Genomic DNA, 18,394 nt, shown 5'->3' with positions numbered 1-18,394 from the left:
CGCTCCGGAAAGATCATGCGCCGACTCCTGCGCGACGTCGCCGAGAACCGCCAGCTCGGAGACGTCACCACACTGACCGACTCCACCGTCATGGACCTCATCCAGGCCAAACTCCCGACCACACCCGGCGAGGACTGAGCCCGCAGGGCAGCAGGGGCACCCGGCATCCACCATGCCGAGTGCCCCTTTTGCGTATAACGTGACGATCACCGGCCCCGGTCCTCCATAGGTTAGGTAAAGTAAGCAAAGAGACAGCGAGCCAAGGTGCGCCGGGAAGTCTGGTCGGCACGGATTCCGTGCTGCCCACCCACCGGAGGTCTCACCGTGACCGCGTCCCGCACGAGCAACACCAGCAGCCGCAAGGTGTTCGGACGCCTCTCCCTGCCGGAGCGCACCTTCGTCGGGGACGCGCTGCGCGCCGAGACCGTCGGCGGTGTCCTGCTGCTCGCCGCCGCGATCGCCGCGCTGGTCTGGGCGAACGTCCCCGCGCTGCGGGACAGCTACAAGACCGTCACCGACTTCCACATCGGCCCCGCGGCCCTCGGCCTGAACCTCTCCCTGGCCCACTGGGCCGCCGACGGGCTCCTGGCGATCTTCTTCTTCGTCGCCGGCATCGAGCTCAAGCGCGAGCTGACCGCCGGAGACCTGCGCGAACCCAAGGCCGCCGTGCTGCCCGTCGTGGCCGCGCTCTGCGGCATGGCGGTCCCCGCACTGGTCTACGCCCTCACCAACCTCGCCGGGGGCGGCTCGATGGACGGCTGGGCGGTGCCCACCGCAACCGACATCGCCTTCGCGCTCGCCGTCCTCGCCGTGATCGGCACCTCGCTGCCGAGCGCGCTGCGCGCCTTCCTGCTCACCCTCGCCGTCGTCGACGACCTCTTCGCGATCCTCATCATCGCGGTCTTCTTCACCTCCAGCATCGACTTCGTCGCCCTCGGCGGCGCCGTCGTCGGCCTCGCCGTCTTCTGGCTGCTGCTGCGCAAGGGCGTACACGGCTGGTACATCTACGTGCCGCTCGCCCTGGTGATCTGGGCGCTGATGTACAACAGCGGCGTCCACGCCACCATCGCCGGCGTCGCGATGGGCCTGATGCTGCGCTGCACCCGCCGCGAGGGTGAGGAGCACTCCCCCGGCGAGCACATCGAGCACCTGGTCCGCCCGGTGTCGGCGGGCCTGGCGGTGCCGCTGTTCGCGCTGTTCAGCGCCGGGGTCGCCGTCGACCACCACGCGCTGCTGGACGTGTTCACCAAACCGGAGACGCTCGGCGTGGTCCTCGGACTCGTCGTCGGCAAGACGATCGGCATCTTCGGCGGCACCTGGCTGACGGCACGCTTCACCCGGGCGTCCCTCAGCGACGAACTGGCCTGGGCGGACGTCTTCGCGGTGGCCGCGCTCGCCGGGATCGGGTTCACCGTCTCCCTGCTCATCGGCGAGCTCGCCTTCGAGGGGAACGCGGTTCTCACGGACGAGGTGAAGGCCTCCGTCCTCGCCGGCTCGGTGATCGCCGCCGTGCTCGCCTCGATCCTGCTGAAGATACGCAACGCCCAGTACCGCAAACTCTGCGAGGACGAGGACCGGGACGAGGACCACGACGGCATCCCGGACATCTACGAGGAGGACCGTCCGGAGTACCACCTGCGGATGGCCGACATCCTGGAGCGCAAGGCGGCCGACCACCGCCGGGTCGCCGCGGAACTGGCCGCCGCGCGCCACACACCCGCCGAAGTGGCGGGCGGGGCGGGCGAGGACGGCGACCGTCCGGCATGATCTGACGGGACGGTACAAAAGGAGGGCATCCCGCGCGGCCACGCCGCGCGCGGACCCGAACGCAGGAGAGGGAGACCGCGATGAGCGCACCCGACGGCAGCCCGGTCGGCGCCGAACGCAGCATCGGCCAGCTGTTCGCCTCGGCGACGACCGAAATGTCGGCGCTGGTGCACGACGAGATCGCACTGGCCAAGGCCCAGCTCAAGCAGGACGTCAAGCGCGGCGCGGTCAGCGGTGGCGCGTTCACCGTCGCCGGCGCGGTGCTGGTGTTCTCGCTGCCGATGCTGAACTTCGCGCTGGCGTACGGCATCCGCACCTGGAGCCACTGGAACCTCGCGGTCTGCTTCCTGCTGTCGTTCGCGGCGAACGTCCTCGTCGCAGGCCTTCTCACGCTGATCGGCGTGGCCTTCGCCAAGAAGGCGCAGCGGAGCAAGGGCCCGCAGAAGGTCGCCGCCTCCGTGAAGGAGACCGCGGGCGTCCTGCAGAAGGCCAAGCCGCACCCCCGCCCGGAGCAGCCGGCGCTGGAGGAGGGCGGGCACGCGGCCATCGAGGCTGTGGCACGCTCGTCGTCATGACCGACCCAGCCCCCTCCCCGGCGCACCCGGGCTCGCCCGTGCGCATCGACGGCCCCTGGACCCACCGGGACGTCGCCGCCAACGGCGCCCGCTTCCACATCGCCGAGCTCGGCGACGGGCCGCTGGTGATGCTGGTGCACGGCTTCCCCCAGTTCTGGTGGGCCTGGCGGCACCAGCTGGTGGCCCTGGCCGACGCCGGCTACCGGGCCGTCGCGATGGACCTGCGGGGCGTCGGCGGCTCCGACCGCACCCCGCGCGGCTACGACCCCGCCAACCTCGCCCTCGACATCACCGGGGTGATCCGCTCGCTCGGCGAGCCGGACGCCGCGCTCGTCGGGCACGACCTGGGCGGTTATCTGGCGTGGACAGCTGCCGTGATGCGGCCCAAGCTGGTGCGCCGCCTCGCCGTCGCCTCGATGCCGCATCCCCGGCGCTGGCGCTCGGCGATGCTCGCCGACGTCAAGCAGACCCGCGCCGGGTCCCACGTCTGGGGCTTCCAGCGGCCGTGGATCCCGGAACGGCAGCTGACCGCGGACGACGGGGCGCTCGTCGGCCGCCTGATCCGGGACTGGTCGGGGCCCCGCCTGCCGGACGAGGCTGCGGTGGAGACGTACCGCAGGGCGATGTGCATCCCGTCGACCGCGCACTGCGCCGTCGAACCGTACCGCTGGCTGGTGCGGTCGCTCGCGCGCCCCGACGGCGTCCAGTTCTACCGGCGGATGAAACGGCCCGTGCGCGTACCCACCCTGCACCTGCACGGTTCCCTCGACCCGGTGCTGCGGACCCGCAGCGCCGCCGGGTCCGGGGAGTACGTCGAAGCGCCGTACCGCTGGCGGCTGTTCGACGGGCTGGGCCACTTCCCGCACGAGGAGGACCCGGTGGCGTTCTCCACCGAGCTCGTCAACTGGCTGAAGGACCCCGAGCCGGACCGGTGACCGCGGGGCCGCGATCCGGTCCGGCGACGGCCGGCCCCCGCGATCCGGCCCCGCTCGGTGACCGCGCCTGCGCGCCCGGTATCCGGACGTGAACAACAGTTCAACGAACGGCCACTTGCCCGGCGCATACGCCAATTGGGGACCTCGGGAACGGTTATCGACCTTGGGGCAGGGGCAGACGTCGGGGTATGGGCTGGACGCACGACTACAGTGACGCAGCACGCGACCGCCGCTCGGGCAGTGCCCTGAGCTCCCACGAGCGCGGCACACCGCAGCTGCCGGGCAGCGACCCTCGGGTGGGGATCCCGCGCATCCTGCGCCGCCGGGCCCGCTGGGTCTCGGTGCGCCTGCGCCATCCGCGCGGCTGACACCTCAGTGCCGGCTCACAGCGCGCAACTGTCGCTGTCGACCTGCTCGTTCGCCGTTCGCCCCCGGTCGATGTCGTCCTGGATCTCGTCCTTGGTGAGGGCGTACCCGGTGTCGGCGTCGTCGAGGGACTTCGCGAACACCACGCCGTAGACCTTGCCGTCGGGCGTGAGCAGCGGGCCGCCGGAGTTGCCCTGGCGGACGGTCGCGTAGAGCGAGTAGACGTCGCGGCGGACGGTGCCGCGATGGTAGATGTCCGGGCCGTTGGGCGTGATCCGGCCCCGCACCCGGGCGGCACGCACGTCGTACGCGCCGTTCTGCGGGAAGCCCGCCACGATCGCGTCGTCACCGCTCACCGCGTCCTTCTCCGAGAAGTGCAGCGCGGGCGCCTTGAGGTCGGGCACATCGAGTACGGCGATGTCGCGCCGCCAGTCGTACAGGACGACGGTCGCGTCGTACCGGCGTCCCACGCCGCCTATCTGGACGGTGGGTTCGTCGACGCCGCCGACGACATGCGCGTTGGTCATCACACGCCGGTCGGCGAAGACGAAGCCGGTGCCCTCCAGGACCTTGCCGCAACCCGGCGCGGTTCCCATGACCTTGACGATGGAGCGCTGGGCGCGGGCCGCGACGGGGCTGTCGGCGAGTGCCGGGTCGGGCCTGCGCACGTCGGTGATCGGTTCGTTGGCGAACGGGCTGAAGACCTGCGGGAAGCCGTTCTGCGCGAGGACGGAGGAGAAGTCGGCGAACCAGGTGTCGGCCTGCGCCGGCAGCGCCCGCGACACGCCGAGCAGCACTTTGGAGCCCCGGACCTGCTTGCCGAGCGTGGGCAGCGTCGTGCCGGCGAGGGCCGAGCCGATCAGCCAGGCCACCAGCAGCATGGCCACGACATTGACCAGGGCGCCTCCCGTCGCGTCCAGAGCACGGGCCGGGGACCAGGTGATGTACCGGCGCAGCTTGTTGCCCAGATGGGTGGTCAGGGCCTGGCCGACGGAGGCGCAGACGATGACGATGATCACCGCGACGACCGCGGCGGTCGTGCTGACCTCGGACTTGTCCGTGAGGACGTCCCAGAGCACAGGCAGCAGGTACACGGCGACCAGCCCGCCGCCCAGGAAGCCGATCACCGACAGGATGCCGACCACGAAGCCCTGCCGGTAGCCGACGACCGCGAACCACACGGCCGCGATCAGCAACAGGATGTCCAGCACGTTCACCGCTTCAAGCCTCGCCTCGTCACGTCACGATCCCACCAGGTCGGCCGGTGGTCCGGCCCGCCGCTCAGCGGCACACGGACACGGCCCCCGGAGAGCCACGATCCGGGGGCCACCCTGTCACGACCGCCAGTCCAGGGTGACCTTCCGGTCGCGGTCCCAGGGGAGCTCCCAGCCCGCGTAGTGCAGCAGGCGGTCGATGACACCGGCCGTGAAGCCCCAGACCAGGGCCGATGCGACCAGGAATGCCGGACCCTGGTAGCCGCTGGGGTGGACGGTCGTCGCACGGTTGGCCGGGTCCGTGAGATCCGCCACGGGGACGGTGAAGACGCGCGCGGTCTCGTTCGGGTCGACGACGCCGACCGGGCTGGGTTCGCGCCACCAGCCGAGCACCGGTGTGACGACGAAGCTGCTGACCGGGATGTACAGCTTGGGCAACACGCCGAAGAGCTGCACCCCGCCCGGGTCGAGGCCGGTCTCCTCCTCGGCCTCGCGCAGCGCGGCCCGCAGGGGCCCCTCGGCCAGCGGGTCGCCGTCGTCAGCGTCGAGCGCGCCGCCCGGGAACGAGGGCTGCCCGGCATGCGACCTCAGGGAGCCGGACCGCTCCATCAGCAGCAGCTCCGGCCCGAGCTCGCCCTCACCGAACAGGATGAGGACGGCGGACTGGCGGCCCGCGCCGTCCGCGGGCGGCAGGAAGCGGCTCAGCTGAAGCGGCTCGACCGTCTCGGCGGCGTGCGCCACCGGGCCGAGCCAGTCGGGCAGGCCTTCCTTGGACAACGTCACCGGACCGCCCTGTGTGTCGCTCGCGCGCGTCATCTGCACCCCCGTTCCGCTCTGTCCAACGCCCGAGCCCTCGCAGATCGTTCCGTCATCCGGCCCCCAGCGGCGGCGCCGGTCTGCCGCCCGCGTCGAGGTAGGCCTGCGGCGGCTTCAGGCGCTGGCCGGGGAAGCCGCCCTTCTCGTACTTGAGCAGCTTGGCGGCCTTGTCGGGGTCGGTCTCGCCCTCGCCGTAGGCCGGGCAGAGCGCGGCGATGGGGCAGGCACCGCAGGCGGGCTTGCGGGCGTGGCAGATACGGCGGCCGTGCCAGATCACGTGGTGCGACAGGTCGGTCCAGTCGCTCTTGGGGAAGAGGGCGCCGATGGCGGCCTCGATCTTGTCCGGGTCCGTCTCGTCGGTCCACTGCCAGCGCCGCACGAGCCGCTGGAAGTGCGTGTCCACGGTGATGCCGGGCCGGCCGAAGGCGTTGCCCAGGACGACGAAGGCGGTCTTGCGGCCGACACCGGGCAGCTTGACGAGGTCCTCCAGACGGCCGGGCACCTCTCCGCCGAACTCCTCCTCCAGGGCCTTCGACAGCCCTATCACCGACCTGGTCTTGTTCCGGAAGAAGCCGCACGGGCGGAGGATCTCCTCGACCTCCTCGGGGTCGGCGGCGGCCAGGTCCTCGGGGGTGGGGTACTTCGCGAACAGCGCCGGGGTCGTCTGGTTGACGCGCAGATCGGTGGTCTGCGCGGACAGGACCGTGGCGACGATCAGCTGGAAGGGGTTCTCGAAGTCGAGCTCGGGGTGGGCGTACGGATAGACCTCGGCGAGTTCCCGGTTGATCCGGCGGGCGCGGCGGACGAGGGCGGTGCGGGACTCCTGCCTGCGCGCCCCGGAGGCGGCGGTGCCGGCGGAGGCGGCCCTCTTCGCCGGGGACGACTTCGCGGAGGGTGCCGTCTTCTTCGCCGACTCGGCCCCCTCGGCCCGGGCAGTCCTCTTGGCCGGGGCAGTCCTCTTCGCGGGGCTGCTCTTCCCGGCCGTCCCGCCGGGGGCCGCTCCCTCCCCGGACGCCACCTTCTTCCCCGATGCCTTCTTCGCGGCTTTCGCCTCCCTCTCACTCCCGTCGGGGCCCTGTTCGCCCACAGCGGAATCGCGACGTACCACCACCAGCCCAGCCCCCTTGGCCTGTGCTCTCACCGGCGATTTGGACACCCGGCCAGCCTAGAGCCCGGCGCCGACATCCGTCCCGGACCCTGAAGATCGGCGCCCAATTGGCCCCCTGCCTCGTACGTCGCCGCGCGGGTACGGCATCCTTGTGACAGATCACACTGTTTGGACCGTCCGCCAGAATGGGCACCACGGTCCCCTGATAGACGGGGGAGCAAGATCCCCTGAGCAGGTCGACAAGGAGAGAACTCGTGGACGACGTTCTGCGGCGCAACCCGCTCTTCGCGGCACTCGACGACGAGCAGGCCGCGGAGCTTCGCGCCTCCATGAGCGAGGTGACCCTGGCACGCGGCGACTCGCTGTTCCACGAGGGCGACCCGGGAGACCGGCTGTACGTCGTGACGGAGGGCAAGGTCAAGCTCCACCGCACGTCCCCCGACGGCCGGGAGAACATGCTGGCCGTGGTCGGCCCCAGCGAGCTGATCGGCGAGCTGTCGCTGTTCGACCCGGGCCCGCGGACGGCGACCGCCACGGCGCTGACCGAGGTCAAGCTGCTGGGCCTGGGCCACGGTGACCTCCAGCCCTGGCTGAACGCCCGGCCCGAGGTGGCCACCGCGCTGCTGCGCGCCGTCGCCCGCCGCCTGCGCAAGACCAACGACGCCATGTCCGACCTGGTCTTCTCCGATGTGCCCGGTCGTGTGGCACGGGCCCTGCTGGACCTCTCCCGCCGCTTCGGCGTGCAGTCCGAGGAGGGCATCCACGTCGTGCACGACCTCACGCAGGAGGAGCTGGCCCAGCTGGTCGGCGCCTCCCGCGAGACGGTCAACAAGGCGCTCGCCGACTTCGCCCAGCGAGGGTGGCTCCGCCTGGAGGCACGGGCCGTGATCCTGCTGGACGTCGAGCGCCTCGCCAAGCGCTCGCGCTGACCGGCGGCGGCTACGCCCCGGACCGCACCGTGCCGGACACGATCAGACCCAAGGGTCTCGACGCCCTCGGCTTCTTCGTGCGCGAGGGCTCCCTCGCGCGCGTCCCACCCTCCTTCGAGCCTGTGGTCGCCGAGGCCAGGCACCGGCTCCCCGGCCTGTTCGGGTCCCGGTTGCACAGCGCCTACCTGTACGGGTCCGTCCCGCGCGGCACCGCCCGCACGGGCCGCAGCGACCTCGACCTGCTGCTCGCACTGCACGAGGAGCCGACCGACGCCGACCGGGACGCCGTACGGGAGCTGGAGAAGGCCCTCGACGCGGAGTTCCCGCAGATCGACGGGGTCGGCACGCTCCTGTACGGCCGGGCTCGCCTGCTGAGCGAGGCGGAGCGCCACGACATGGGCTGGTTCCTCGCCTGCCTGTGCACGCCGCTGCTCGGGGACGACCTCGGGCAGCGACTGCCCCGCTACCGCCCGGACTCACGGCTGGCCCGAGAGACCAACGGCGACCTGGGCAGGCTGCTCCCCCGCTGGCGCGAGCGGACCGCGTCGGCCGGCGGGTCCGAGGAGGCCCGCCGGCCGTTGGTGCGCTTCATGTCCCGGCACCTGGTGCGCACCGGTTTCACGCTGGTCATGCCCCGCTGGAGGGGCTGGACCAGCGATCTGCACGAGATGGCCGGGGTCTTCGGCGCGTACTACCCCGAGCGCGCCCGGCAGATGGCCGAGGCGGCCGTCCGCGGCTACGAGCCGGTCGGCGACGCGTCCGTCCTGCGGTCGTACGTCGACGACCTCGGACCCTGGCTCGCCGGGGAGTACGCGCGCGTGCACGGCGTCAAGGCGCCACGGTCCGACGGCGCCTGAACCGGCCGGCCCTGTTCGCCCTCCGCGCCGCACGGACGCCTTCCCGCGCCCGGCGCCCCGAGGATCGGCCGCGGCACCGGAACCGCGCTCCGAGCCGGGACCACCGGCGCCGTCAGGACCGCTCGCGTCACCGGACCGCCCGCGGCACCAGGAACACGGCGCCGGCCGGCCACCCTGATCACCCGGATCCCCCGCGCGCACGGTCCGGACACCGACGCCTGTGCATCGGTGCGCCCATGCGCCCGAGCGCCCGCTAGATCAGCCCGTGCTCCTCCAGGTAGTCCAGCTGGGCCCGTACCGACAGTTCGGCTGCCGGCCAGAGCGAGCGGTCCACGTCCGCGTAGACGTGGGCGACGACCTGGGCGGCGGTGCGGAAGCCGTCCTCGAAGGCCGTCTCGATCTGGGCGAGCCGGTGGGCGCGGTGGGCGAGGTAGTACTCGACGGCCCCCTGGGCGTCCTCCAGGACCGGTCCGTGGCCCGGCAGGACCGTGTGGACGCCGTCGTCGACGGTGAGGCACCGCAGTCGGCGCAGCGAGTCCAGGTAGTCGCCGAGACGGCCGTCGGGGTGCGCCACCATGGTCGTGCCGCGGCCGAGGACGGTGTCACCGGTCAGGACCGCCCGGTCGGCCGGGAGGTGGAAGCACAGCGAGTCCGCGGTGTGGCCCGGCGTGGCCACGACCCGCAGCTCCAGGCCACCGACGCCGATCACGTCCCCGGCGGCCAGGCCCTCGTCACCGAGCCGCAGCGCGGGGTCGAGGGCACGCACACGCGTGCCGGTCAGCTCGGCGAACCGGGCGGCGCCCTCGGCGTGGTCGGCGTGGCCGTGGGTGAGCAGGGTGAGGGCGACGCGCCGGCCGGCCTTCTCGGCCGTGTCGACGACAGTGCGCAGATGCCCCTCGTCGAGCGGGCCCGGATCGATCACGACTGCCAGGTCGGAGTCGGGTTCGGCGACGATCCAGGTGTTCGTGCCGTCCAGGGTCATGGCGGAGGCGTTCGGCGCGAGGACGTTCACGGCGCGCTCGGTGGCCGGGCCGGACAGGACCGCGTCCCGAGGCTGACCGGGAAGGGCGGAGGCGTCGGTCATACGGGGGCTCCCCCGGTCGGAACGTGTTTGGTGAACTCGTCGTGGCCCGGCCAGGAGAGCACGACCTCGCCGTCCTCGAGGCGGGCCCGCGCCAGCACGGGCGTCAGGTCGCGGTCCGGTGCGGCGGCCAGTGCCTCGGCCGCGGTGGCATGGGGCACCAGCTGGCGCAGGGTCGCGACGGTGGGCGGCATCATCAGCAGCTCGCCCCGGTCGTAGGCCTCCGCCGCGTCCTGCGGGCGGACCCACACCGTGCGGTCGGCCTCGCCGGAGACGTCACGGGTGCGCTGGCCGACGGGGAGTGCGGCCACGAAGAACCAGGTGTCGTAGCGGCGGGGTTCGAACTCGGGGGTGATCCAGCGCGTCCAGGCGCCCAGCAGGTCCGAGCGCAGCACCAGGCCGCGGCGGTCGAGGAACTCCGCGAACGACGTCTCACGGGCCACCAGCGCCGTGCGGTCGGCCTCCCAGTCCGCACCGGTGGTGTCACCGACCACCGAGTCCGGCGTCGATCCCGCCAGCAGCACGCCCGCCTCCTCGAACGTCTCGCGGACGGCCGCGCAGACGATCGCCTGGGCCGCCGTCTCGCCGTCGACGCCGAGCCTTTCGGCCCACCACGCGCGCGTGGGGCCGGCCCAGCGCACCAGGTGGTCGTCGTCGCGGGGGTCGACGCCGCCGCCGGGGTAGGCGTAGGCGCCCGCCGCGAAGGCCATGGAGGCGCGTCTGCGCAGCATGTGGACGGCGGGGCCGGTACCGGCGCCGGAGTCCCTCAGGAGCATCACCGTCGCCGCGCGCTTCGCCGCGACCGGCGCGAGGGTGCCGGCCGCCAGCGCGCGGATCCGGTCCGGCCACTCGGGTGGATACCACTGCCCATTCGCCATGGCCGGAGGCTATCCCGTGGCGACCGAATGTTCGAGAGGTGCCCCTGGGGCGACCACAGAAGTAACAGAGAGGACATATGACGCGAATGCTCCCGCTGCCTCGTGCGTGCCGGGGCGGGAGGGCCGAAGCCCCCGGCCTCGGGATCTCGGGACCCGGGGGCTTCGGTCGGCGGTGAGGACCGCACCACAGCACCGCGACCGCCGCGTCACTGGGCGGGGACTGCGTCGACGTAGTCCCCGTACGAGGTGACCGGGGCGGTGGCACGACCGGCGAAGGCGTGGCGCCGGGCGCCGTCGACCGGGGCCGTGGTCGTCCGCAGATTGCTCTGGGAGTCCGTGGTGACGGTCCGCACGGGTACGTAGACCGCCTGACGGCCGAACCGGCGACGCCTGGGCCGTTGACGAGGGGCACGCCAGGGCCGGGCCCGCGGCGGACACGCCGGTGACGACCGGGCCCGTGGAACCGGGCCCGGCAAGTGGTCTCTAGGCCAGCTCCACCTGGATCTCGACCTCCACGGGCGCGTCCAGCGGCAGCACCGCCACCCCGACCGCGCTGCGCGCGTGCACGCCCTTGTCGCCGAGGACCTCGCCGAGCAGTTCGCTCGCGCCGTTGAGCACGCCGGGCTGACCGGTGAAGTCGGACGCGGAGGCCACGTAGCCGACGACCTTCACCACGCGCGCGACGCGGTCCAGGTCGCCCGCGACGGACTTCACGGCGGCCAGGGCGTTCAGCGCGCAGGTGCGGGCCAGGTCCTTGGCTTCCTCGGCGGTGACCTCGGCACCCACCTTGCCGGTGACCGGCAGCTTGCCCTCGACCATCGGGAGCTGTCCGGCCGTGTACACGTAGGGGCCCGACTGGACCGCCGGCTGGTAGGCCGCGAGCGGCGGCACGACCGCCGGCAGGGTCAGACCGAGTTCGGCGAGCCTCGCCTCGACCGCGCTCACGCCGCCTTCTCCCGCTTCAGGTAGGCCACGAGCTGCTCGGGGTTGTTCGGCCCGGGCACGACCTGGACGAGCTCCCAGCCGTCCTCGCCCCAGGTGTCCAGAATCTGCTTCGTCGCGTGCACGAGCAGCGGCACGGTCGCGTATTCCCACTTCTTGGTCATGGGCCGACTTTAACCGCTGTGGCAGGTGGGACCGTCGGCCGGTCGCGGCGCCCGCGGGCCGCCGCGAGCGGTGTTGTCCACAGCCTCCCGCTTGAGCGACGCCGGGACTGGTTACGCTCGAAGACGTGAGCAGGCTCCAGGTCGTCAGCGGCAAGGGCGGGACCGGAAAGACGACGGTCGCCGCAGCCCTCGCGCTGGCCCTCGCGACGGAGGGGAAGCGGACGCTTCTCGTCGAGGTCGAGGGTCGGCAGGGCATCGCACAGCTCTTCGAGACGGAGGCGCTGCCCTACGAGGAGCGCAAGATCGCCGTCGCCCCGGGAGGAGGTGAGGTCTTCGCTCTCGCCATCGATCCCGAACTGGCCCTTCTGGACTACCTCCAGATGTTCTACAAACTGGGCGGGGCGGGCCGTGCGCTGAAGAAGATCGGCGCCGTCGACTTCGCCACCACCATCGCCCCCGGTCTGAGGGACGTCCTCCTCACCGGCAAGGCGTGCGAGGCGGTGCGCCGGAAGGAGAGGTCGGGGCGGTTCGTCTACGACTACGTCGTCATGGACGCGCCGCCCACGGGCCGCGTCACCCGCTTCCTCAACGTCAACGACGAGGTCGCGGGGCTGGCCAAGATCGGCCCGATACACAATCAGGCCCAGGCGGTCATGCGGGTGCTGAAGTCGCCCGAGACGGCCGTGCATCTGGTGACGCTGCTGGAGGAGATGCCGGTCCAGGAGACCTCCGACGGCATCGCCGAGCTGCGCTCCGCGCGGCTGCCGGTGGGCCGGGTCGTCGTCAACATGGTGCGGCCCGAGGTACTGGACGCGGCCATGCTGGAACAGGTCCGCGGCACTCCGCGTACGGCCCTCGCCCGCTCCCTGTCGTCGGCGGGGCTGGGCGGGGCGCGGCGCGGCGGGCACGCGGAGCGGCTGGTGGATCCGCTGCTCCGGCAGGCCGAGGAGTACGCCGAGCGGTACGCGCTGGAGCACGAGCAGCGCGCCGTTCTGAGCGACCTGGGCCTGCCGCTGCACGAACTGCCGCTGCTCGCCGAGGGCATGGATCTGGCGGGCCTGTACGAACTCGCCACCGAGCTGCGAAAGCAGGGGATGTCATGAGTCCGGATGCCGCGCAGGAGTCCTCGCGCCGTCTCGCCCCCACGCGCGTGCTCGACCTGGACCCGCTGCTGGACGACCCGGAGACTCGGATCGTGGTGTGCTGCGGCTCGGGCGGGGTCGGCAAGACGACCACCGCGGCGGCTCTCGGCCTCAGGGCCGCCGAGCGCGGCCGGAAGGTCGTCGTCCTCACCATCGACCCGGCCCGGCGGCTCGCCCAGTCGATGGGCATCGACTCGCTCGACAACGTCCCGCGCCGGGTGAAGGGCATCGAGGACTCCGCCGGCGGCGATCTGCACGCGATGATGCTCGACATGAAGCGCACCTTCGACGAGATCGTCGAGGCGCACGCGGATCCCGAGCGGGCGGCGGCGATCCTGGGCAACCCCTTCTACCAGTCGCTCTCGGCGGGCTTCGCGGGCACGCAGGAGTACATGGCGATGGAGAAGCTGGGGCAGCTGCGGGCCCGGGACGAGTGGGACCTCATCGTCGTCGACACCCCGCCCTCCCGCTCCGCGCTGGACTTCCTGGACGCGCCCAAGCGGCTCGGCTCCTTCCTGGACGGGCGGCTGATCCGACTTCTGACGGCGCCCGCGAAGCTGGGCGGCCGGGCCGGGATGAAGTTCCTGAACGTCGGGATGTCGATGATGACCGGCACGCTCGGCAAGCTCCTCGGCGGTCAGTTGCTGAAGGACGTGCAGACGTTCGTGGCCGCGATGGACACCACCTTCGGCGGCTTCCGCACCCGCGCGGACGCCACGTACAAGCTGCTCCAGGCTCCTGGCACGGCGTTCCTCGTGGTGGCGGCCCCGGAACGGGACGCACTGCGGGAGGCCGCCTACTTCGTGGAGCGGCTGGCGGCCGAGGACATGCCGCTGGCCGGCCTGGTCCTCAACCGGGTCCACGGCAGCGGTGCCGCCCAGCTGTCGGCCGAGCGGGCACTCGCCGCCGCGGAAAATCTTGAAGAGCCCCGCATTGTCGATCAGGTGGGCGGGAAAGCTGGACTTCGTAACTCTCCCGACACGTACGGCAGTTCAGACTCGGCGGAATCTCCCGCATCCGAGTCGACCTCCGGCCCAGGCTCCCCCGCCACGGAGGCGGCCACGGACAGCGCGGACCACCCGGCGACGGACACCCCGGCGGGCGCGGCCGACGGCGACCACCCTGCGGGTGACCGCCCGGCGGACGCACGCGCCGCGGACGACCGTCCCGTGGACGAGGTCGCCGCAGGGCTGCTGAGGCTGCACGCCGAGCGGATGCAGCTGCTCTCCCGCGAGCAGCGCACGCGCGACCGCTTCACCGCGCTGCACCCCGAGGTGGCGGTGGCCGAAGTGGCCGCGCTTCCCGGCGACGTGCACGACCTCCTGGGTCTGCGGGACATCGGTGACCGCCTCGCGGCCAACCGCCCGGAACTGCCCGACAGCGCCGGCAAGACGGTCGACACGGAGTTGTGATCCGGCGTGTCCGGTCACTTCCGGTCACGGTGCACCGGCCGGCTTCGGCGGCCGACGCCGTACCGGCACGCGCGCACCACCGAGACGTTCGTCACACGTCGGAACCCTCGCCAGAAACCGCGCCGACGCCCGCGGAAGGACCGGCACCGTCGCCCGTGACCGGGTGCCACGCCCGGGACGACGTGCGCAGCGGGAGGCGTTCACATCACCGCGCCCACGAGCAGTACCCGCGGCTGTGCCTCTGAGCGGTCCTCATGGCCCTGTCCCTGAGCCGTACTCACGGCTCCGCCGACGGAGCCGTACCCCGTCGCCGAACCCGTGGTGACGGCCGGGCTCGGGCCGATGTCCGTGGCCGCTGCCCGGTGTCCCCCTCAGCTCACCGCCGCATAGTTCTCGTAGACCTCGTCGTCGTCGAGCGGCACGATGCCCGCACCGCGCTCGTACTCCGTGCGCGCGGTCTCCAGGAGCCGGCGCCACGAGGTGACGGTCGGCCGCCGGCGCAGCAGTGCGCGGCGCTCCCGCTCCGTCATGCCTCCCCACACGCCGAACTCGACGCGGTTGTCCAGCGCGTCCGCCAGGCATTCCGTGCGCACCGGGCATCCCGTGCACACCGCCTTGGCCCTGTTCTGCGCTGCTCCCTGCACGAACAGTTCATCCGGATCGGTAGTGCGACAGGCAGCCTGCGCACTCCAGTCGGTAACCCAGCCCATACCGGCGCCGTCCTCTCCCGAATCGAGGCTCCCCCACGGCGGCAGCGGCATATTCACCGCCGCCAGTTGAGGACGTTACGGAAGGTGGGGACAGTGCAACACCCCCAGCGGGCCCAATCTTGAATGGTCCGAACGGACTATGAGGAAGCGGCAGATCACCCGGGGGAGTGAGCTGGCGACATGTGTGATCATCCTGGCAAAACGGGACAGTATTGGTGCGCCACACCGGACGCCGCATGACACACGAGGCGGATTCGGGCACGCCCCCATCAGAAAATCGGGGAACCTCCGGAACGATTCGGGGTCGCCGGACGTATTGATACGTGACCGCACTGCTGTGACAGTTGAGAGCAGCTTAGGCCAAGGCCTGTACGCATGTCCGGCGAATGCAAACGCCGGTCCTCTCATGTCGCCGTGCCGCCGCGCGCAAGCGGGACGGCCGGGCCGGCAGACGCATACAGGCGCCGCCCCGCAAGGACGCGGAGTCGCCGGGGAGCGACCGCTCCTTCGGAACGCTCAGGAGTACGGATTAGGCTGCCCCCATGCCAAAGAAGCGCTCGGGCGGTGGTCTGTCGCCAACGCAGCAGGCCGCCAAGTTCCTCGGTGTCAGTGTGCTCGCGGGAGCGGTGCTGGCCGGCATCGCCCTGCCCGCGGTCGGCGCGCTGGGCCTGGCCGCCAAAGGTTCGGTGGAGAGCTTCGACGAGCTCCCCGCCAATCTGAAGACGCCACCGCTGAGCCAGCGCACCACGATCCTCGACGCCGAGGGCGGGCAGATCGCCACGGTCTACTCCCGCGACCGCACGGTGGTGCAGCTGAAGAGCATCTCGCCGTACATGCAGAAGGCGATCGTCGCGATCGAGGACTCGCGCTTCTACGAGCACGGCGCGGTCGACCTCAAGGGTGTCCTGCGCGCGCTGAACAAGAACGCGCAGAGCGGAGGCGTCGCCCAGGGCGCGTCCACGCTGACCCAGCAGTACGTGAAGAACGTGTTCATCGAGGAGGCCGGCGACGACCCGACGAAGGTCGCCCAGGCCACCCAGCAGACCATCGGCCGCAAGATCCGGGAGCTGAAGTTCGCGATCCAGGTCGAGGAGGAACTGGGCAAGAAGAAGATCCTCGAGAACTACCTGAACATCACCTTCTTCGGCGAGCAGGCCTACGGCGTCGAGGCCGCCGCCCAGCGCTACTTCTCCAAGCACGCCAAGGACCTCACCCTTCCGGAGTCGGCCCTCCTGGCCGGCATCGTCCAGTCGCCGAGCCGCTACGACCCGGTCAACGACGAGGCGGAGGCCACCAAGCGCCGCAACGTCGTGCTGCAGCGCATGGCGGAGATCGGCGACATCTCCCAGGAGGAGGCAGACCAGGCCAAGGAGAAGCCGCTCGGTCTGAAGGTCAGCAAGCCCAAGAACGGCTGCATCACGGCCGTCAAGGGCGCGGGCTTCTTCTGCGACTACGTCCGCCAGGTCTTCCTCACCGACCCGGTCTTCGGCAAGACCCGCGAGGACCGGGCGAAGATCTGGAACCAGGGCGGTCTGACCATCCGCACCACTCTCGACCCGCAGTCCCAGGACTCGCTGCAGGAGTCGGTCAAGGACCACGTCAAGAAGAACGACGACGTGGCCACCGCCGCCAGCATCGTCGAGCCGGGCACCGGCAAGATCCTCGCCATGGGCCAGTCCCGGCCGTACGGCTTCGGCAAGAACGAGACGACGATCAACCTCTCGGTCGACCGGAAGATGGGCGGCGGCGCCGGCTACCAGCCCGGTTCGACGTTCAAGCCGATCGTGGCCGCCGCCGCGCTGGAGGGCGGTACCCCGGCGACACAGATGTACTCCTCGCCGTACCGCATGCAGTACCCGCACCCGATCTCCGCGTGCGACGGCAGGATCTGGAACGAGAAGGGCGTCTGGCTCACCAACGAGACCGCGGCCGAGGTCGGCCCGTACTCCATGAAGGAAGCCACCGCCAAGTCGGTCAACACCTACTACGTGCAGCTCATCGCCGCCGTCGGCATCTGCCCGGTCACCGAGATGGCCCAGCGGATGGGCGTCGAGCGCGCGGACGGCGGCAAGCTCCAGCAGGCCCCGTCCATCGCCCTCGGCACCCAGGAGATGTCCCCGCTCACCATGGCGAACGCGTACGCGACCTTCGCCTCGCGCGGCATGTACTGCACGCCGATCGCCATCGAGTCGATCAGCCAGCGCATCGGCGACCAGACGAAGTCGATCGAGGTGCCGAAGTCGACCTGCTCGCGGGCCATGTCCGAGAACACCGCCGACACGATCAACACGCTGCTGCGGGGCGTCGTCGAGGACGGAACGGGCCGGCAGGCGGGCCTCGCCAACCGCCCCAGCGCGGGCAAGACCGGTACCACGGACGAGCGGTACGCCGCCTGGTTCGTCGGCTACACGCCCAACATGGCCGGCGCGGTGTGGGTCGGTGACCCGGCGCACAAGCGGAAGATGCAGCAGATCTCGATCGGCGGCGTCTGGTACGGCAAGGTCTACGGCGGTCAGGTCCCCGCGCCGATCTGGAAGGACATGATGGCCGGGGCGCTGGACGGCAAGGACGCCCCCGACTTCAACCTCGTCGACATCCCCGACCCGGTCAAGGAGAAGCCGGACGACGGCAACGGCGGCGACAACCGCGACAAGCCGGGCAACGGCGGCAACCACGGCGGCCCCTCGCCCGACCCCACCTTCTCCTTCCCCGGCGGCCTGTTCCAGGGCAACGACATCGGAGGCGGCACGGGCAACGGCCGCTCCGGCGGCAACGGGCCGTGACCCCGGGCCCGCCTCACCCGCCCCACACGACGACGCCGGGGGCGTCCTCCCCGTTCGGGAGGACGCCCCCGGCGTCGTCTGCCGTCTGTCTCCGGCGTCGTCCACCGCCTGCCGACGGCGGTGCGGGCGGTCGCCTTCAGCCGGCGAGCAGCTTCTTCACCGCGGCGGCGACCCGGCCGCCCTCGGCCTGCCCGGCCACCTTCGGGTTCACGATCTTCATGACGGCGCCCATGGCCCTCGGCCCCTCCGCGCCGGCCGCACGGGCCTCCTGAACGGCCTGGGCGACGATCGCGTCCAGTTCCTCGTCGGACAGCTGCTTGGGCAGGTAGTCGGCGAGCACCTCGCCCTCCGCCTTCTCCCGCTCGGCCTGCTCGGGGCGGCCACCCTGCGCGAAGGCGTCGGCGGCCTCGCGGCGCTTCTTCGCCTCACGGGTGATCACCTTGAGGACCTCGTCGTCGGAGAGCTCGCGCTTCTCCTTGCCCGCGACCTCCTCCTTGGTGATCGCGGCGAGCGTCAGCCGGAGCGTCGAGGAGCGGAGCTCGTCGCGCTCCTTGATCGCGGCGTTGAGGTCTTCCTGCAGCTTCGACTTGAGCGTGGTCATGGCTCTGATTGTCGCAGGTCCACGACACCGACCGCCCCCGCATTTACGGCAACACGGCACCTGCCGTCCGGAAACGGGGCGTGGGATCGGGGTCTGAGGGCTGGGGGGCTGGGG

At 71.6% G+C, this 18,394-nt stretch carries 19 protein-coding genes; 9 read left to right on the top strand and 10 right to left on the bottom strand.

Features of this window, described 5'->3' with window-relative positions; translation table 11 throughout:
• Window positions 1-324: 324 nt before the first annotated feature.
• From nhaA to JS756_RS23455, 4 genes are all read left to right on the top strand, one after another.
• A complete protein-coding gene (gene nhaA, locus JS756_RS23470) occupies window positions 325-1,767 on the top strand; it encodes a Na+/H+ antiporter NhaA (RefSeq protein ID WP_205385155.1) in 1,443 nt (480 codons plus the stop codon).
• Window positions 1,768-1,847: 80 nt separating this feature from the next.
• Window positions 1,848-2,342, top strand: coding sequence for a phage holin family protein (locus tag JS756_RS23465; protein WP_205385154.1), 495 nt, complete (start codon window positions 1,848-1,850; stop codon window positions 2,340-2,342).
• Complete coding sequence (locus tag JS756_RS23460; RefSeq protein WP_205385153.1) at window positions 2,339-3,277, top strand: alpha/beta fold hydrolase; 939 nt, start codon at window positions 2,339-2,341, stop codon at window positions 3,275-3,277. Before JS756_RS23465 ends, JS756_RS23460 begins: the two co-directional genes overlap by 4 nt.
• A 188-nt stretch (window positions 3,278-3,465) precedes the next feature.
• Window positions 3,466-3,645: a hypothetical protein gene (locus JS756_RS23455; RefSeq protein ID WP_205385152.1), complete on the top strand. Its 180-nt coding sequence runs from the start codon at window positions 3,466-3,468 to the stop codon at window positions 3,643-3,645.
• 15 nt (window positions 3,646-3,660) lie between these two features.
• Here the strand turns inward: JS756_RS23455 and JS756_RS23450 are convergent, their stop codons facing one another.
• The 3 genes from JS756_RS23450 to nth all read right to left on the bottom strand — a co-directional run bounded on the left by JS756_RS23450 (window position 3,661) and on the right by nth (window position 6,784).
• Window positions 3,661-4,860: a MarP family serine protease gene (locus tag JS756_RS23450; RefSeq protein ID WP_205385151.1), complete on the bottom strand. Its 1,200-nt coding sequence runs from the start codon at window positions 4,858-4,860 to the stop codon at window positions 3,661-3,663.
• Between the two features lie 117 nt (window positions 4,861-4,977).
• Window positions 4,978-5,673 (bottom strand): NUDIX hydrolase, encoded by a 696-nt coding sequence (locus JS756_RS23445; protein ID WP_205385150.1) that lies wholly within the window; start codon window positions 5,671-5,673, stop codon window positions 4,978-4,980.
• 52 nt (window positions 5,674-5,725) lie between these two features.
• Window positions 5,726-6,784 carry an endonuclease III gene (nth, locus tag JS756_RS23440; RefSeq protein ID WP_205385149.1) on the bottom strand — a complete coding sequence of 353 codons (1,059 nt, stop codon included), beginning with the start codon at window positions 6,782-6,784 and terminating at the stop codon, window positions 5,726-5,728.
• 251 nt (window positions 6,785-7,035) lie between these two features.
• Between nth and JS756_RS23435 the strand changes: the two genes are divergently transcribed.
• Together JS756_RS23435 and JS756_RS23430 are read left to right on the top strand one after the other, a co-directional pair.
• Window positions 7,036-7,710, top strand: coding sequence for a Crp/Fnr family transcriptional regulator (locus JS756_RS23435; RefSeq protein ID WP_020129286.1), 675 nt, complete (start codon window positions 7,036-7,038; stop codon window positions 7,708-7,710).
• Between the two features lie 29 nt (window positions 7,711-7,739).
• On the top strand, window positions 7,740-8,567 hold the full coding sequence (locus tag JS756_RS23430; RefSeq protein WP_205385148.1) for a nucleotidyltransferase domain-containing protein: 828 nt from the start codon (window positions 7,740-7,742) through the stop codon (window positions 8,565-8,567).
• 253 nt (window positions 8,568-8,820) lie between these two features.
• On the opposite strand, the gene JS756_RS23425 is transcribed toward JS756_RS23430, so the two are convergent.
• The 5 genes from JS756_RS23425 to sp36 all read right to left on the bottom strand — a co-directional run bounded on the left by JS756_RS23425 (window position 8,821) and on the right by sp36 (window position 11,632).
• Window positions 8,821-9,651, bottom strand: a complete 831-nt coding sequence (locus tag JS756_RS23425; protein ID WP_205385147.1) for an MBL fold metallo-hydrolase — start codon at window positions 9,649-9,651, stop codon at window positions 8,821-8,823.
• The gene (locus tag JS756_RS23420; protein ID WP_205385146.1) at window positions 9,648-10,526 is read right to left on the bottom strand and encodes an NUDIX hydrolase; all 879 of its coding nucleotides are present in this window, start codon (window positions 10,524-10,526) and stop codon (window positions 9,648-9,650) included. The genes JS756_RS23425 and JS756_RS23420 overlap by 4 nt, the downstream gene beginning before the upstream one ends.
• A 206-nt stretch (window positions 10,527-10,732) precedes the next feature.
• The gene (locus JS756_RS23415; RefSeq protein ID WP_205385145.1) at window positions 10,733-10,879 is read right to left on the bottom strand and encodes a hypothetical protein; all 147 of its coding nucleotides are present in this window, start codon (window positions 10,877-10,879) and stop codon (window positions 10,733-10,735) included.
• 130 nt (window positions 10,880-11,009) lie between these two features.
• A complete protein-coding gene (locus JS756_RS23410) occupies window positions 11,010-11,471 on the bottom strand; it encodes a RidA family protein (protein ID WP_205385144.1) in 462 nt (153 codons plus the stop codon).
• The gene (sp36, locus tag JS756_RS23405; protein WP_007383662.1) at window positions 11,468-11,632 is read right to left on the bottom strand and encodes a Sp36 family protein; all 165 of its coding nucleotides are present in this window, start codon (window positions 11,630-11,632) and stop codon (window positions 11,468-11,470) included. The genes JS756_RS23410 and sp36 overlap by 4 nt, the downstream gene beginning before the upstream one ends.
• Window positions 11,633-11,757: 125 nt before the next feature.
• Between sp36 and bagA the strand changes: the two genes are divergently transcribed.
• Together bagA and bagB are read left to right on the top strand one after the other, a co-directional pair.
• On the top strand, window positions 11,758-12,735 hold the full coding sequence (gene bagA, locus JS756_RS23400; RefSeq protein ID WP_205385143.1) for an ATPase BagA: 978 nt from the start codon (window positions 11,758-11,760) through the stop codon (window positions 12,733-12,735).
• Window positions 12,732-14,186: an ATPase BagB gene (gene bagB / locus JS756_RS23395; RefSeq protein WP_205385142.1), complete on the top strand. Its 1,455-nt coding sequence runs from the start codon at window positions 12,732-12,734 to the stop codon at window positions 14,184-14,186. Before bagA ends, bagB begins: the two co-directional genes overlap by 4 nt.
• Before the next feature lie 371 nt (window positions 14,187-14,557).
• On the opposite strand, the gene wblA is transcribed toward bagB, so the two are convergent.
• Window positions 14,558-14,896 (bottom strand): transcriptional regulator WblA, encoded by a 339-nt coding sequence (wblA, locus tag JS756_RS23390; protein WP_189874859.1) that lies wholly within the window; start codon window positions 14,894-14,896, stop codon window positions 14,558-14,560.
• A gap of 542 nt (window positions 14,897-15,438) precedes the next feature.
• Between wblA and JS756_RS23385 the strand changes: the two genes are divergently transcribed.
• Window positions 15,439-17,679, top strand: coding sequence for a transglycosylase domain-containing protein (locus JS756_RS23385; protein WP_205385141.1), 2,241 nt, complete (start codon window positions 15,439-15,441; stop codon window positions 17,677-17,679).
• A 136-nt stretch (window positions 17,680-17,815) separates the two neighbouring features.
• Here JS756_RS23385 and JS756_RS23380 read toward each other — a convergent pair whose 3' ends face one another.
• Window positions 17,816-18,280 (bottom strand): GatB/YqeY domain-containing protein, encoded by a 465-nt coding sequence (locus tag JS756_RS23380; RefSeq protein WP_205385140.1) that lies wholly within the window; start codon window positions 18,278-18,280, stop codon window positions 17,816-17,818.
• Between the last annotated feature and the right edge of the window lie 114 nt (window positions 18,281-18,394).

Origin of the sequence: Streptomyces actuosus (genome assembly GCF_016921115.1) — a bacterium.
GTDB classification, from domain to species: domain Bacteria; phylum Actinomycetota; class Actinomycetes; order Streptomycetales; family Streptomycetaceae; genus Streptomyces; species Streptomyces actuosus_A.
Note: the sequence above shows the minus strand (reverse complement) of the source record. Positions and strands in the feature narration are given on the sequence as shown.

Bases quoted from the DNA above. Each gene is read 5' to 3' on its own strand.
- sp36 (WP_007383662.1), bottom strand. From the start codon at position 11,632: ATGACCAAGAAGTGGGAATACGCGACCGTGCCGCTGCTCGTGCACGCG.
- JS756_RS23465 (WP_205385154.1), top strand. From the start codon at position 1,848: ATGAGCGCACCCGACGGCAGCCCGGTCGGCGCCGAACGCAGCATCGGC.
- JS756_RS23420 (WP_205385146.1), bottom strand. From the start codon at position 10,526: ATGGCGAATGGGCAGTGGTATCCACCCGAGTGGCCGGACCGGATCCGC.
- bagB (WP_205385142.1), top strand. From the start codon at position 12,732: ATGAGTCCGGATGCCGCGCAGGAGTCCTCGCGCCGTCTCGCCCCCACG.
- JS756_RS23380 (WP_205385140.1), bottom strand. From the start codon at position 18,280: ATGACCACGCTCAAGTCGAAGCTGCAGGAAGACCTCAACGCCGCGATC.
- JS756_RS23445 (WP_205385150.1), bottom strand. From the start codon at position 5,673: ATGACGCGCGCGAGCGACACACAGGGCGGTCCGGTGACGTTGTCCAAG.
- wblA (WP_189874859.1), bottom strand. From the start codon at position 14,896: ATGGGCTGGGTTACCGACTGGAGTGCGCAGGCTGCCTGTCGCACTACC.
- JS756_RS23455 (WP_205385152.1), top strand. From the start codon at position 3,466: ATGGGCTGGACGCACGACTACAGTGACGCAGCACGCGACCGCCGCTCG.
- JS756_RS23460 (WP_205385153.1), top strand. From the start codon at position 2,339: ATGACCGACCCAGCCCCCTCCCCGGCGCACCCGGGCTCGCCCGTGCGC.
- JS756_RS23425 (WP_205385147.1), bottom strand. From the start codon at position 9,651: ATGACCGACGCCTCCGCCCTTCCCGGTCAGCCTCGGGACGCGGTCCTG.
- JS756_RS23385 (WP_205385141.1), top strand. From the start codon at position 15,439: ATGCCAAAGAAGCGCTCGGGCGGTGGTCTGTCGCCAACGCAGCAGGCC.